General features: G+C 66.9%; 12 protein-coding genes. 7 read left to right on the top strand and 5 right to left on the bottom strand.

Features of this window, described 5'->3' with window-relative positions:
• Positions 1-43: 43 nt before the first annotated feature.
• From BLW02_RS00415 to ppa, 4 genes are all read right to left on the bottom strand, one after another.
• Complete coding sequence (locus tag BLW02_RS00415) at positions 44-334, bottom strand: DUF2249 domain-containing protein (protein ID WP_092696527.1); 291 nt, start codon at positions 332-334, stop codon at positions 44-46.
• Positions 335-430: 96 nt separating this feature from the next.
• Positions 431-1621, bottom strand: a complete 1191-nt coding sequence (locus BLW02_RS00410; RefSeq protein WP_244273581.1) for an NnrS family protein — start codon at positions 1619-1621, stop codon at positions 431-433.
• A 205-nt stretch (positions 1622-1826) separates the two neighbouring features.
• Positions 1827-1958, bottom strand: coding sequence for a hypothetical protein (locus tag BLW02_RS20295; protein WP_280140356.1), 132 nt, complete (start codon positions 1956-1958; stop codon positions 1827-1829).
• 98 nt (positions 1959-2056) lie between these two features.
• Entirely contained in the window at positions 2057-2593 is a 537-nt protein-coding gene (gene ppa / locus BLW02_RS00405) for an inorganic diphosphatase (protein ID WP_092696525.1), read from the bottom strand.
• Between the two features lie 232 nt (positions 2594-2825).
• On the opposite strand from ppa, the gene BLW02_RS00400 reads away from it, so the two are divergent.
• From BLW02_RS00400 to BLW02_RS00385, 4 genes are all read left to right on the top strand, one after another.
• Positions 2826-4907 (top strand): sodium-translocating pyrophosphatase, encoded by a 2082-nt coding sequence (locus BLW02_RS00400; protein ID WP_092696524.1) that lies wholly within the window; start codon positions 2826-2828, stop codon positions 4905-4907.
• Between the two features lie 213 nt (positions 4908-5120).
• Positions 5121-6554 (top strand): aldehyde dehydrogenase family protein, encoded by a 1434-nt coding sequence (locus tag BLW02_RS00395; RefSeq protein ID WP_092696523.1) that lies wholly within the window; start codon positions 5121-5123, stop codon positions 6552-6554.
• Between the two features lie 97 nt (positions 6555-6651).
• A complete protein-coding gene (locus tag BLW02_RS00390; protein ID WP_092696522.1) occupies positions 6652-7260 on the top strand; it encodes a DUF2889 domain-containing protein in 609 nt (202 codons plus the stop codon).
• 98 nt (positions 7261-7358) lie between these two features.
• On the top strand, positions 7359-8120 hold the full coding sequence (locus BLW02_RS00385) for an SDR family oxidoreductase (RefSeq protein WP_092696521.1): 762 nt from the start codon (positions 7359-7361) through the stop codon (positions 8118-8120).
• Positions 8121-8165: 45 nt separating this feature from the next.
• Here the strand turns inward: BLW02_RS00385 and BLW02_RS00380 are convergent, their stop codons facing one another.
• Complete coding sequence (locus BLW02_RS00380; RefSeq protein ID WP_092696520.1) at positions 8166-9002, bottom strand: type IV pili methyl-accepting chemotaxis transducer N-terminal domain-containing protein; 837 nt, start codon at positions 9000-9002, stop codon at positions 8166-8168.
• Positions 9003-9205: 203 nt separating this feature from the next.
• Here BLW02_RS00380 and moaA point away from each other — a divergent pair, with 203 nt between their 5' ends.
• The 3 genes from moaA (at position 9206) to moeA (ending at position 12481) form a co-directional block, all read left to right on the top strand.
• The gene (gene moaA / locus BLW02_RS00375) at positions 9206-10342 is read left to right on the top strand and encodes a GTP 3',8-cyclase MoaA (RefSeq protein ID WP_092696519.1); all 1137 of its coding nucleotides are present in this window, start codon (positions 9206-9208) and stop codon (positions 10340-10342) included.
• Positions 10343-10446: 104 nt separating this feature from the next.
• Complete coding sequence (gene mobA, locus BLW02_RS00370; protein WP_092696518.1) at positions 10447-11079, top strand: molybdenum cofactor guanylyltransferase MobA; 633 nt, start codon at positions 10447-10449, stop codon at positions 11077-11079.
• A gap of 46 nt (positions 11080-11125) precedes the next feature.
• Positions 11126-12481 (top strand): molybdopterin molybdotransferase MoeA, encoded by a 1356-nt coding sequence (moeA, locus tag BLW02_RS00365; protein ID WP_092696517.1) that lies wholly within the window; start codon positions 11126-11128, stop codon positions 12479-12481.
• The last annotated feature ends 136 nt before the right edge of the window (positions 12482-12617 follow it).

Here is a 12617-nt window from a genome sequence, read left to right as displayed (position 1 = left end):
GGGTGCGATCCCGGCGGCATTGCACCGCCGGTGCCATGGTGCCTCAGCCCCCGCAGGCGCCACCCGAGCAGCAGGAGTCTTCCCGGGCCGCGGCAGGCTCGGTCTTGCTGATCAGCACGCGCCAAAGATCCGGGCCTTGCTGCAGATAGGCCCACTTGAAGGCACCGGCTGAGCGGGCCTGGAACTGGTGGTGCAGGGGCTGCGGATCATGGTCGTTGACCAGTTGCAACGCCTCGCCGGGCAACAGCGCGTCAAAGCGGCCAAAAATCAGGGTGTGGCGCTCGCGGGGTGCAATCTCGCGGACATCGATGACGGAGCTCTGGGTAGGAAGCATGGCAAGACCTTTCTGAAAGGGTGTGAAAAACCAAAGGAACCGCTCTGGCCGAGCGGCACATGCATGCAGGCAGCCAGGGCCTGCATGGCGAAAACATCAACCGTCCTTGCCGTCCAGCCGCGTCTGGGTCAGCCAAGGGGTGTACAGGCCCAGGTAGATGGCAAAGGCCGTGGCCCAGGCCAGCGCCGCCAGCACCAGTGCGGCGGCATACCACTGCGGTGCAGCCAGCGGCAGCAGGACCCGCAGCACAGCGGCCCCCATCACCAGCCCATAGGCCAGCACCTCCAGCCGCCCGGCCTGCAGCGGCCTGCCGGTGTGGCCGCGCGCCGTGCGGGTGATCATGCCGACGATGAGTCCGCCCGTGGCGCCCACGGCGAAGGCATGCACCGCGGCCGACACCGCCACGGCACCCAGTTGCGCCAATGCCAGCAGAACCAACCCCACAGGAATCCATGCATACGATGCATGCAGGATCCACAAGATGGGGCGATTGCGCGTGATCCATGGCTTCCACCGCCACATGCGCCATCCATGCAGCAGCGCTGCCAACCCGGCCAGCACCGCCGTGACCGCACCCACGCCGAAAGGAGCACACACCCAGGACGCCAGTGCCAGCGCCGTCACGGCCAGAATCACGAGCTCCAGCGGACGCTGCGCCTGCAGCTTGAGCCCCGGGTTCACGCTCATGGTGAAAGCCGGCACCACACGCCCTGCCATCACGCACTCGATCATCACGATCAGCGTCAGACCCGCGTACAGCGCCTGTACGGGCGGCAGGTTGAGGACACCCAGCACCGCCAGGTGGAACACCCCGTTGGCCACGGACAGCAGCACCAGCACCCCCATCAGCGGCAGGTTGCGGCGGTTGCGCGCCCGCAGCAGCACCGCAAGCAGCAAGCCAGCCACCACGGGCAGCAAGACGACATCCAGCACGGCATAGACCACATAGGGCGCCACAACGGCCGCCACCCGGGCGGCAAGCCAGAGCAAGGCCAGAGCCCCCAGCAGCGCGCCGCGCGGAGTGGCCAGGCCGGTCCACGCCTTCACGGCCGTGAGCAGGAACCCGATGATGACGGTGGCGGCAAACCCGAACAGCATTTCATGGGCGTGCCACAGCAAGGGAGCGACCGGAAGGTTGAGCACCACCCACCCCATCATGGAAGCGATCCACAGTGGCACGGCCAGGCACGCCACCAGGGCTGCGCCCAGATAAAACGGGCGAAAACCCAGCCGCAGCAGGGGCATCCCCTGGAGAGCGGGGGCCGCAGCCCCGCTCGCGGCAGACATGACGGGTGTGGAGAGTGGTTTCATACGGTGATGCCCACTGCGCGGGAACAAGGGCGAGAGTGGGTGCTTATAAGATTCATTTCAAATGAATATTAACGCAGTGCACCCACCAATGCAAGCTCCGATGCATGCCATGGAGCCCGTTCTTCGTTCTTTATGGATCAGAAACCGTTCAGCGTGCGCCGGCCGAAATCCATCGAGGCGCTCAGGGCGAACGGTTCAGAGGGCGCCGGGCCGTGAGGGCCACCACATCCGCCACGGCATCCACCACGCGCCCCATACCCCGCCTGGCCGTTGCAGCACCGTTCGCCATGCTGTCCAGTGGCGCAAAAAGCATGCAAACCAGGCGGTTTGCATGCTTTTATCGTGATAGCTGTCAGCGCTTTATGGTAAAGCGCAAAGCCCCTATTTCACCGAAAAATCGGTGAACGAACTTCAGGCAGCGCCCTTCTGGAAGCTCGCGATACCGTCGGTGATTTCCTTCTTGGCGGCGTCGATGCCTTCCCAGCCCAGCACCTTGACCCACTTGCCCTTTTCGAGGTCCTTGTAGTGCTCGAAGAAATGGGCGATGGCGTTGCGGCGCATGGCGTTCACGTCGTCGATGGTCTTCCAGTGGTCGTACATGGGCAGGATCTTGGACGTGGGCACGGCAATCACCTTGCCATCCACACCGGCCTCGTCTTCCATCATCAGGATGCCCAGGGGGCGGCAGGGGACCACCACGCCGGGATGCAGGGGGTAAGGCGTGATCACCAGCACATCGACCGGGTCGCCGTCGCCCGACAGGGTCTGCGGCACATAGCCATAGTTGGTGGGGTAGTGCATGGCCGTGGTCATGAAACGGTCCACAAAAATGGCGCCCGATTCCTTGTCCACCTCGTACTTGATGGGGTCGGAGTTCATCGGGATCTCGATGACGACGTTGAAGGCATCGGGAACGTTCTTGCCTGGGGGGACGTTGTTGAGGGACATGTCTTGTATGAAAAGTTGATGGACGGCAATCCGCGCAGCATGCCGCGTCGGGATTAACCCTGATTTTAGGCACATGGCCCTTTCTGCCGGCTTGCAAATGGGGGTTTGGCTGTAAATTGACCCTGTTGGCCAATCGACTCCGGTACGCTGGGGCACGAGGAAGCAACGCAGCGGAAGCACGCCGATGCGTTGTGTTTCCTTCCGTGCAAGTGAATATTTCAAGGAGTGACGAATGGCTGGAAATACAGCGCTGACTGCCCCTCTGATACTGGCTGTGGTGTGTGGATTGATTGCGGTGGCCTATGGCATCTGGGCCCGGGGATGGATTCTTGCCAAAGACCCCGGCAACGCCCGCATGCAGGAAATCGCCGCCGCCATCCAGGCCGGCGCCGCCGCCTATCTGGCCCGCCAGTACAAGACCATTGCCCTCGTCGGCGTGGTGCTGGCCATTCTCATCGGCATCTTCCTGGACGGCACCACGGCCGTGGGCTTCGTGGTGGGCGCAGTGCTTTCGGGCGCCTGCGGCTTCATCGGCATGAACGTGTCGGTGCGCGCCAATGTGCGCACGGCACAGGCGGCCACGCAGGGCATTGGCCCGGCGCTGGATGTGGCGTTTCGCGGCGGCGCCATCACCGGCATGCTGGTGGTGGGCCTGGGCCTCCTGGGCGTTACCGGGTTTTACTGGTTTCTGGCGGGCAACGGCAACCTCACGCCCACGGCCAAGCTGTCCGTGCTGCTCAACCCGCTGATCGGCTTTGCCTTTGGCTCGTCGCTGATCTCTATCTTTGCGCGGCTGGGCGGCGGCATCTTCACCAAGGGCGCCGACGTGGGCGCCGACCTGGTGGGCAAGGTGGAGGCCGGCATCCCCGAGGACGACCCGCGCAACCCCGCCGTGATTGCCGACAACGTGGGCGACAACGTGGGCGACTGCGCCGGCATGGCGGCGGACCTCTTCGAAACCTACGCGGTGACGCTGATCGCCACCATGGTGCTCGGCGCGCTGCTGGTGGCCACCGCCCCGGTCAACGCCGTGGTGTACCCGCTCGCGCTGGGTGCCGTGTCCATCGTGGCCAGCATCATCGGCTGCTTCTTCGTGAAGGCATCGCCCGGCATGAAGAACGTGATGCCCGCGCTGTACAAGGGCCTGGCGATTGCGGGCGTGCTGTCGCTCGTCGCGTTCTACTTCGTCACCGTCTGGATCATGCCGGACAACGCCATCACCGCCACCGGCAGCCAGATGAAGCTGTTTGGCGCCTGCGCCACGGGGCTGGTGCTGACGGCCGCGCTGGTATGGATCACCGAGTTCTACACCGGCACGCAATACTCGCCCGTGCGGCACATCGCCCAGGCATCGACCACGGGTCACGGCACCAACATCATTGCCGGCCTGGGCGTGTCCATGCGCTCCACCGCCTGGCCGGTGATCTTTGTGTGCCTGGCCATCCTGTCGGCCTACCAGCTTGCGGGCCTGTATGGCATTGCCGTGGCGGCCATGTCCATGCTCTCCATGGCGGGCATCGTGGTGGCGCTCGATGCCTATGGCCCCATCACCGACAACGCGGGCGGCATCGCAGAAATGGCCGAGCTGCCCAGCAGCGTGCGTGACATTACCGACCCGCTCGACGCCGTGGGCAACACCACCAAGGCCGTGACCAAGGGCTACGCCATCGGCTCGGCGGGCCTGGCCGCGCTGGTGCTGTTTGCCGACTACACGCACAAGCTCGAAAGCTATGGCCGGGCCATCAGCTTTGACCTGAGCGATCCGCTCGTGATCATCGGGCTGTTCATCGGCGGCCTCATCCCCTACCTGTTCGGCGCGATGGCCATGGAGGCCGTGGGCCGCGCCGCCGGCGCCGTGGTGGTGGAGGTGCGCCGCCAGTTCAGCACCATCAAGGGCATCATGGACGGCACGGGCAAGCCCGAGTACGGCAAGGCCGTGGACATGCTGACCACCGCCGCCATCAAGGAAATGGTGATCCCCAGCCTGCTGCCCGTGGTGGTGCCCATCGTGGTGGGCCTGCTGCTGGGGCCCAAGGCGCTCGGCGGGCTGCTGATGGGCACCATCGTGACCGGCCTGTTCGTGGCGATTTCCATGTGCACCGGCGGCGGCGCCTGGGACAACGCCAAGAAGTACATCGAGGACGGCCACCACGGCGGCAAGGGCAGCGAGGCGCACAAGGCCGCCGTCACCGGCGACACGGTGGGCGACCCCTACAAGGACACCGCCGGCCCCGCCATCAACCCGCTGATCAAGATCATCAACATCGTGGCACTGCTGATCGTGCCGCTGGTCGTGAAATTCCACGGCGGCTGATTCCACCGCCGCCTCTCCCCACAGGCTCGCTGCGGCGGGCCTTTTTTGTGCCCGACAACGCCGTTTTTCAGATGATAGGCAGCACCGCCAGCGGGCAGCGATTCACCAAAACGCTATTACATCAATAGCTATAAGTGCTTTACAGACAAGCGCTGAATCCATTTTTGACATCATCCCCCGAGGAACACCTGGCTTTTACCGCACAATTTGGCCATGCCACTGCACTTCATCGCCAATGCCCCCGTTCCCTCCACCTCCGGCCGCACGATCCCGGTGATCGACCCCTCCGACGGCCAGCCGTTCGACGAGATCCAGCGCGGCACGGCCGAGGACATCGACGCCGCCGTGCGCGCGGCGCAGCAGTGCTACCACGCCGTGTGGCAGAAGATGGCGCCCGCCGACCGGGGCCGCCTGCTGCACCAGCTCTCGGCCAAGATACTGGAACACGCGGACGAGCTGAGCGCGCTGGAGCGGCGCGACTGCGGCAAGCCCACCCGCCAGGCCCGGGCCGATGCGCTGGCGCTGGCGCGCTACTTCGAGTTCTATGCCGGAGCCTGCGACAAATTGCACGGCGAGACCATCCCCTACGCCGATGGCTACAGTGTGCTCACCTGGCGCGAACCCCACGGCGTGACGGGCCACATCATTCCGTGGAACTACCCCATGCAGATCTTTGGCCGCAGCGTGGGCGGCGCGCTGGCGGCGGGCAATGTGTGCGTGGTCAAGCCGGCCGAAGATGCCTGCCTGAGCCTGATCCGCGTGGCGCAGCTGGCGGCCGAGGTGGGGTTTCCGGCGGGTGCGCTCAACATCGTTACCGGCTACGGCCACGAGGTGGGCGACGCACTGGCGCGCCACCCGGGCGTCCAGCACATCAGCTTCACCGGCAGCCCCAAGATCGGCACGCTGATCCAGCAGGTGGCCGCCGAGCGCCACTGCCCCGTGACGCTGGAGCTGGGCGGCAAAAGCCCGCAGATCATCTTTGCCGATGCCGACCTGGACGCCGCCGTGCCCGTGGTCATCAATGCCATCGTGCAGAACGCGGGGCAGACCTGCTCGGCCGGCTCGCGCGTGCTGATCGACTCGCTCATCTACGAGCCCCTGCTGGAGCGCCTGGGCCAGGCCTTTGAAGCGCTGCGCGTGGGCCCCGCCGCGATGGACCTGGACGTGGGCCCGCTGATCCGCCAGTCGCAGCAGCAGCGCGTATGGGATTTTCTGTCCGACGCGCAGGTGGCCGGCATCCCCATGGTGGCCCAGGGCCAGATCGTGGACGATGCGCCCGAAACCGGTTTCTACCAGGCCCCCACGCTGCTGCGCGATGTGCCGGTGGAGCACCGCCTGGCGCAGGAGGAAGTCTTTGGCCCCGTGCTCAGCGCGATGGCCTTCCAGGACGAGGACCATGCGGTGGAGCTGGCCAACGCCACCCAGTTTGGCCTGGTGGCCGGCATCTGGACGCGCGATGGCGCCCGCCAGTTCCGCATGGCCCGGCGCGTGCACAGCGGCCAGGTGTTCATCAACAACTACGGCGCTGCCGGCGGCGTGGAGCTGCCGTTTGGCGGCGTCAAATCGAGCGGCTACGGCCGCGAAAAGGGCCTGGAGGCGCTGCACGGCTTCACCACGCTCAAGACCGTGGCCATCCGGCACGGCTGACCCAGGCCCGCCTGTCGCGCCCGCGCAAGGCGGCGCGGCGGTGTGCCGGTAGCATGTGTTCTCGCCCTTCCTTTTTGCCCGACGGTTTCTTTTCTCCATGCCCCTGAGCCCCCCCGCCCCCCGCACCGCCCGGCACCAGCGCCGCGTCCATTACCAAGGCTTTGAACGCGACGATGGGCTGTGGGACATCGAAGGCGAGCTGCACGACAGCAAGACCTACGATGCGCCCTCGTTCCGCGAGGCCGGCCTGCGCCGCGCTGGCGAGCCCATCCACCACATGTGGCTGCGCGTCACCGTCAACCGCCAGCTGGTGGTGCAGGCCATCGACGTGGCCATGGACACCCACCCGCTCAAGGACTGTCCCCAGGCCCAGCCCGCGCTGCAATCCATGGTGGGCTGCAGCATGGCGCGCGGCTGGCGCCAGGCCATCCAGAAGAACCTGGGCGGCGTGGCCAGCTGCACCCACCTGCGCGAACTGCTGTTCAACCTGGCCACGGCAGCATTCCAGTCGGTGCCCGCGGTGTTTGCTGCCGCCAATGCGGACGAGCCGCCCCGCCACCTGGGCCAGTGCACCGGCTGGGACTTCAACGGCAACGGCGTGAAGGAATATTTTCCGCAGTTCTACCGCCGCGGCCCGGACGGTCTGACGGTGCCGGTGGGCCCGCCCCCTGCGACCGACGACGCCCGCCCCGCGCTGCAGCCCTAGCCCGTGTGGCGGGGGAACAATATGAATAAAAACAGGCGCTATCGCCTACCCCTAAAGCGCAAGCCGCTATCCAATTTATAAAGCAAGGAGACAACACCATGCGCGTGCAGCACAAATCCATCATCGTCACCGGCGCCGGCAACGGTATTGGCGAAGGCATTGCCAAGCGCCTGGCGGCTGAAGGGGGCAAGGTCATCGTGAATGACGTCAACGCAGTTGGCGGCCAGCGTGTGGTGGCCGAGATCATCGCGGCGGGTGGCACGGCGGCCTTCTTCCAGGCCGATGTGACAAAGTCCGCCGATGTCAAGGCCCTGGTCGACGAGGCCGTGCGCCTGCATGGCCGGCTGGACGTGGTGGTCAACAACGCCGGCTGGACGCACCGCAACCGCCCCATGCTGGAAGTGAGCGAGGACGAGTTCGACAAGGTCTATGCCATCAACGTCAAGAGCATCTACCTCTCGGCCATCCACGCCGTGCCCGCGATGCGCCAGGGCGGCGGCGGCAGCTTCATCAACATTGCCTCCACGGCGGGCCTGCGCCCCCGGCCGGGCCTGACCTGGTACAACGGCTCCAAGGGCGCCGTCATCACCACCAGCAAGTCGATGGCCGCCGAGCTGGGCCCCGACAACATCCGCGTGAACTGCATCAACCCCGTGTTCAACCCCGACACGGGCCTGGTCGCCGAGTTTGCGGGGGGACCGGTGGACGAAGCGCGCCGCGCGAAATTCCTGGCCACCATTCCGCTGGGCCGCTTTTCCACGGCGCTCGACGTGGCCAACGCCGCGCTGTACCTGGCCAGCGACGAGGCCGCCTTCATCAGCGGCGTGTGCATCGAGGTGGATGGGGCACGCTGCGTGTAGCAGCACACCACAGCCCCCCGGACGGCGCTGCCGGCAAGCCCCTGGCTACAGCACCTCGCGCAAGGCGGCTTCGTACAGGCCGGTGAGCCGGTCCATCACGCTCAGCAGGCGTTCGCTGGTAGTGGCCACCGCGCTCAGTCCCTGCTCGTCGGCGGGCCGGCGCAGGGCCGCCTCAAAAAACACCCACTGCGGGGCCGCCAGCTCCAGCTCGCCACGAATGGCGGGCGTGGAGACCGGTGCGGCCGTCAGGGTCTGCATGGCCTGCCGGAAATCGGCGGCGTCTGCCGCCAGTTGCGCGTGCACCAGCTTGGTGTCCGCCTTGGCGGCCACCAGAAAATAGTTCTTGGCCAGGCGCTGCGACAGCATGCGCTGGCGCCCGGCCAGGTTCACCAGCCGCGCACTGGCCACCCGTGCCATCTTTTCGATGGACTCGGTCACCGCCTGGGCCACCAGCAGCGTGCGGTCGGACTGCTCGGACACCGCGGCCAAGGCCGCCCGCGACGTGGGCGCCGCTGTCAACTGATCGAGCAGTGCAAACTGCTTTTGCACTTCGTCCAGCTGCCGCGCCACTTCGGCGGGCCACTGGCCCGACTGCAGCCCGCGCGCCAGCTCGCCAGATCCCTGCTGCACCCTTTTGCGCGCATGGCCCAGCACGTCCCTGGCAGCCTCGGGCAGCACCTGCAAATACTGCTGGCAATACGCCTTGGCCATGCGCTGCGACAGTGCCCGAAACCATCCCGCGTGGTTGATGGCCCCCGACAGTGCCATTTGCGCCTGGGCCCCGCCGGCCCAGGTGGGCAGCAGGATGCCCGCCGCCACCCACTGCACGGCCACCCGGCGCTGGCAGGGAAGCGCTTGTGCAATCGACCTCGCATTCGTCATGTCATTTCCTTGAAACTTTGTGTGCTGCGATTGTTGTGACACACCACCTGCGCCCCCTGCGCCATGTCAAGCAACTGCCATTCGCCGGACATTGGCGGGACATTGGCGGGACGAACCCGCATTGACCCGCTCCATTGACCCCAGTCAACCTCGCCAGCAGGGGCATGGCCTCGATGGCGGGGGCGATACGGCAGAATCACCCCATGTCTGAACGTGTGATTCCTCTGGTGGACCAACGTATCGCCGCTCTGGCGGCCAGGGTGCCCGCGCAGGCCGCCGCCCCCACCGGCCTGCTGACCGACACCCGGGGCCGCCCCCTGCGCGACCTGCGCATCAGCGTGACCGACCGCTGCAACTTCCGCTGCAACTACTGCATGCCCAAGGAAGTGTTCGACAAGGACCATGCCTACCTGCCGCACAACGCCCTGCTGAGCTTTGAGGAGATCACGCGGCTGGCGCGGCTGTTTCTGGCCCACGGCGTGCGCAAGATCCGCCTGACCGGGGGCGAGCCCCTGCTGCGCAAGAACCTTGAAGAACTGGTGGCCCAGCTGGCCCGGCTGCGCACGGTGGACGGCACCGCGCCCGACCTCACCCTCACCACCAACGGCTCGCTGCTGGCGCGCAAGGCGCGGACCCTCAAGGAGGCGGGCCTGAACCGCGTCACCGTGAGCCTCGATGGCCTGGACGACGCGGTGTTCCGCCGCATGAACGATGTGGATTTTCCGGTGGCCGATGTGCTGGCCGGCATCGAGGCGGCGCACGCGGCGGGGCTGTCGCAGATCAAGGTGAACATGGTGGTCAAGCGCGGCACCAATGACCACGAAATCCTGCCCATGGCGCGCCACTTTCGCGGCACGGGCACCACGCTGCGGTTCATCGAATACATGGACGTGGGCGCCACCAACGGCTGGCGCATGGACGAGGTGCTGCCGTCCGCCGAACTGATAGCCCGCCTGCGCGCCGAACTGCCGCTGGTGCAGCTCAGCCCCACCAGCCCCGGCGAAACCGCCGAGCGCTGGGGCTACGCCAGCGCTGCAGGCCAGCACGACCCGGCCCTGGGCGAAGTGGGCGTGATCAGCAGCGTGACGCAGGCCTTCTGCGGCGACTGCAACCGCGCGCGCCTTTCCACCGAAGGCCGGCTGTACCTGTGCCTTTTTGCCACCCAGGGCTACGATCTGCGCAGCCTGCTGCGCGGCGGCGCCAGCGACGAGGCCATTGCATCGGCCATTGCGCCCATCTGGCAGCAACGCACCGACCGCTATTCGGAGCTGCGCAGCAGCCTGCCGGCCGACACCACGCAGGGCGCGCGCCGGGTGGAAATGAGCTACATCGGCGGATGAGATGCAACAATCCCCTGAGCGACTTCACCGCTTCCCCCATCTCTTGCGCTGCGCGCGGGCAGGGGGACGCAGCCCTCGCTGAATCGGCAACGACCATCAAAGACATGATTGAAACGAACGACATCACCGGCCTCGTGCTGGCCGGCGGTCGCGGCTCCCGCATGGGCGGCGTGGACAAGGGCCTGCAGAATTTTCGCGGCCTGCCGCTGGCGCTGCACACGCTGATGCGCCTGCAGATGCAGGTGGGCGCCACCATGGTCAACGCCAACCGCAACCTGGCCGCCTACGAGGCCTTTGGCGCACCCGTGTGGCCCGACGTGATTGCCGACTATGCCGGCCCGCTGGCGGGCTTTCTGACCGGGCTGGAGCGTTGCGAAACCCCGTGGCTGCTCACCGTGCCCTGCGACACCCCGCTGTTTCCGCTGGACCTGGCGGCACGGCTGGCGGCCGCTGCGGACGCCCAAGGGGCCGACATCGCCATGGCCGCCGCCCCCGAGGACGATGGCGCGGGCGGCACCGCCGTGCGCACCCAGCCCGTGTTCTGCCTGCTGCGTGTGGACCTGCTCGAAAGCCTGGTCGCCTTCACCCAGGCCGGTGGCCGCAAGATCGACGCCTGGACCGCACAGCACCCGCATGTGGTGGTGCCCTTCGACCAGCCGGGCGACGACCCGCTGGCCTTCTTCAACGCCAACACGCTGGACGAGCTGCACCGCCTTGAAAGCGCCGGCATTCCCTGACCGGGTGCACCGGTTGCACCCCCACCCGCTCAGCGCGAACGCACCCATGAAAACCATTGCACAGATTGCCGCCGAACTGCAGGGCTACGACCCCCAGGCACTCAGTGCCGACCAGGTGTCGGCCTTTCTGGAACAGCTGGTGCAGCCGGTCACGGCCACCGAAGAGATCGGCATTTTCGAGGCCCTGGGCCGCGTGCTGGCACGCGACGTGGTCTCGCCCCTGAGCGTGCCGCCCCACGACAACTCGGCCATGGACGGCTACGCCTTTGCCGGTGCGCAACTGGTGGCGGGCCAGCCGCTCACGCTGCGCGTGGTGGGCACGGCGCTGGCGGGCAAGGCCTGGACCGGCACCGTGGGCGCGGGCGAATGCCTGAAGATCATGACCGGCGCCATCATGCCCCCGGGCCTGGACACCGTGGTGCCGCAGGAGTTCACCACCGCCGCCGATGGCGACCACATCACCATTGCCGCCAACGTGCTGCGCCTGGGCGACAACCGCCGCTTCAAGGGCGAAGACCTCATGGAAGGCGGTGTGGCGCTATCCAAAGGAGCGCTGCTGGCTCCTGCCGCGCTGGGGCTGGTGGCCAGTCTGGGGCTGAAAACCGTGGCGGTGTACCGCCGCCTGCGCGTGGCCTATTTTTCCACCGGCGACGAAATCCTGAGCCTGGGCGAGCCGCCCCGCGAAGGCGCGGTGTACGACAGCAACCGCTACACCGTGTTCGGCCTGCTCACGCGGCTGGGCGTGGAGGTGATCGACCTGGGCGTAGTGCCCGACACCCCCGCCCTGCTGGAGGCCGCCTTCCGCGATGCCGCGCAGCGGGCCGACGCCATCATCACCAGTGGCGGCGTGAGCGTGGGCGAGGCCGACCACACGCGCACCATGATGAAGCAGCTCGGTGACGTGGCTTTCTGGCGCATCGCCATGCGCCCCGGCCGGCCCATGGCCGTGGGACGCATTGCCAGCGCAGGTTTTCAGAAAAAAGAGGCCTCCAGCGCAGATGCAGAAAGCACTGACAGCTATCAGAACGATACTGGCAAAGCCGCCACCGGTGCCGTTCTTTTCGGCCTACCCGGCAACCCCGTGGCGGTCATGGTGACCTTTCTGGCCTTTGTGCGCCCCGCCCTGCTGCGCATGATGGGCAGCACCCGCCCGGCCCCGCCGCTGCTGCGCGCCGTGAGCACCGAGGTCCTCCGCAAGAAGGCCGGCCGCACCGAATACCAGCGTGGCACCGTCACCACCGCTGCCGACGGCACGCTGCAGGTCTGCACCACGGGCAACCAGGGTTCAGGCGTGCTCAGCTCCATGGTGCAGGCCAACGGCCTGATCGTGCTGCACCACGGCCAGGGCAACGTGGCCGTGGGCGACACGGTGGATGTGATGATGTTCGACGGAGTAATTTGAGCCCCCCCTGTGTCGCTTCGCGCCTTCCCCCGAGGGGGACGACGCCCTCGCTGCGGGGCGGCCCTTGCTCGGCGTCCCTGGCAGGTGACGCGCCAGTTGCGCGCCGAGCGGGCGACGCGCAGCACAATGGGTTTCG

Origin of the sequence: Acidovorax soli (genome assembly GCF_900107605.1) — a bacterium.
Taxonomy (GTDB): domain Bacteria; phylum Pseudomonadota; class Gammaproteobacteria; order Burkholderiales; family Burkholderiaceae_C; genus Acidovorax; species Acidovorax soli.
This window is presented reverse-complemented; position numbering and strand designations above follow the sequence as displayed.

Coding starts and splice junctions, on each gene's coding strand:
- mobA (WP_092696518.1), top strand. CDS start 10,447: ATGATTGAAACGAACGACATCACCGGCCTCGTGCTGGCCGGCGGTCGC.
- BLW02_RS00410 (WP_244273581.1), bottom strand. CDS start 1,621: ATGTCTGCCGCGAGCGGGGCTGCGGCCCCCGCTCTCCAGGGGATGCCC.
- BLW02_RS00415 (WP_092696527.1), bottom strand. CDS start 334: ATGCTTCCTACCCAGAGCTCCGTCATCGATGTCCGCGAGATTGCACCC.
- BLW02_RS00380 (WP_092696520.1), bottom strand. CDS start 9,002: ATGACGAATGCGAGGTCGATTGCACAAGCGCTTCCCTGCCAGCGCCGG.
- moeA (WP_092696517.1), top strand. CDS start 11,126: ATGAAAACCATTGCACAGATTGCCGCCGAACTGCAGGGCTACGACCCC.
- BLW02_RS00400 (WP_092696524.1), top strand. CDS start 2,826: ATGGCTGGAAATACAGCGCTGACTGCCCCTCTGATACTGGCTGTGGTG.
- BLW02_RS00390 (WP_092696522.1), top strand. CDS start 6,652: ATGCCCCTGAGCCCCCCCGCCCCCCGCACCGCCCGGCACCAGCGCCGC.
- moaA (WP_092696519.1), top strand. CDS start 9,206: ATGTCTGAACGTGTGATTCCTCTGGTGGACCAACGTATCGCCGCTCTG.
- BLW02_RS00385 (WP_092696521.1), top strand. CDS start 7,359: ATGCGCGTGCAGCACAAATCCATCATCGTCACCGGCGCCGGCAACGGT.
- BLW02_RS20295 (WP_280140356.1), bottom strand. CDS start 1,958: ATGCTTTTTGCGCCACTGGACAGCATGGCGAACGGTGCTGCAACGGCC.
- ppa (WP_092696525.1), bottom strand. CDS start 2,593: ATGTCCCTCAACAACGTCCCCCCAGGCAAGAACGTTCCCGATGCCTTC.
- BLW02_RS00395 (WP_092696523.1), top strand. CDS start 5,121: ATGCCACTGCACTTCATCGCCAATGCCCCCGTTCCCTCCACCTCCGGC.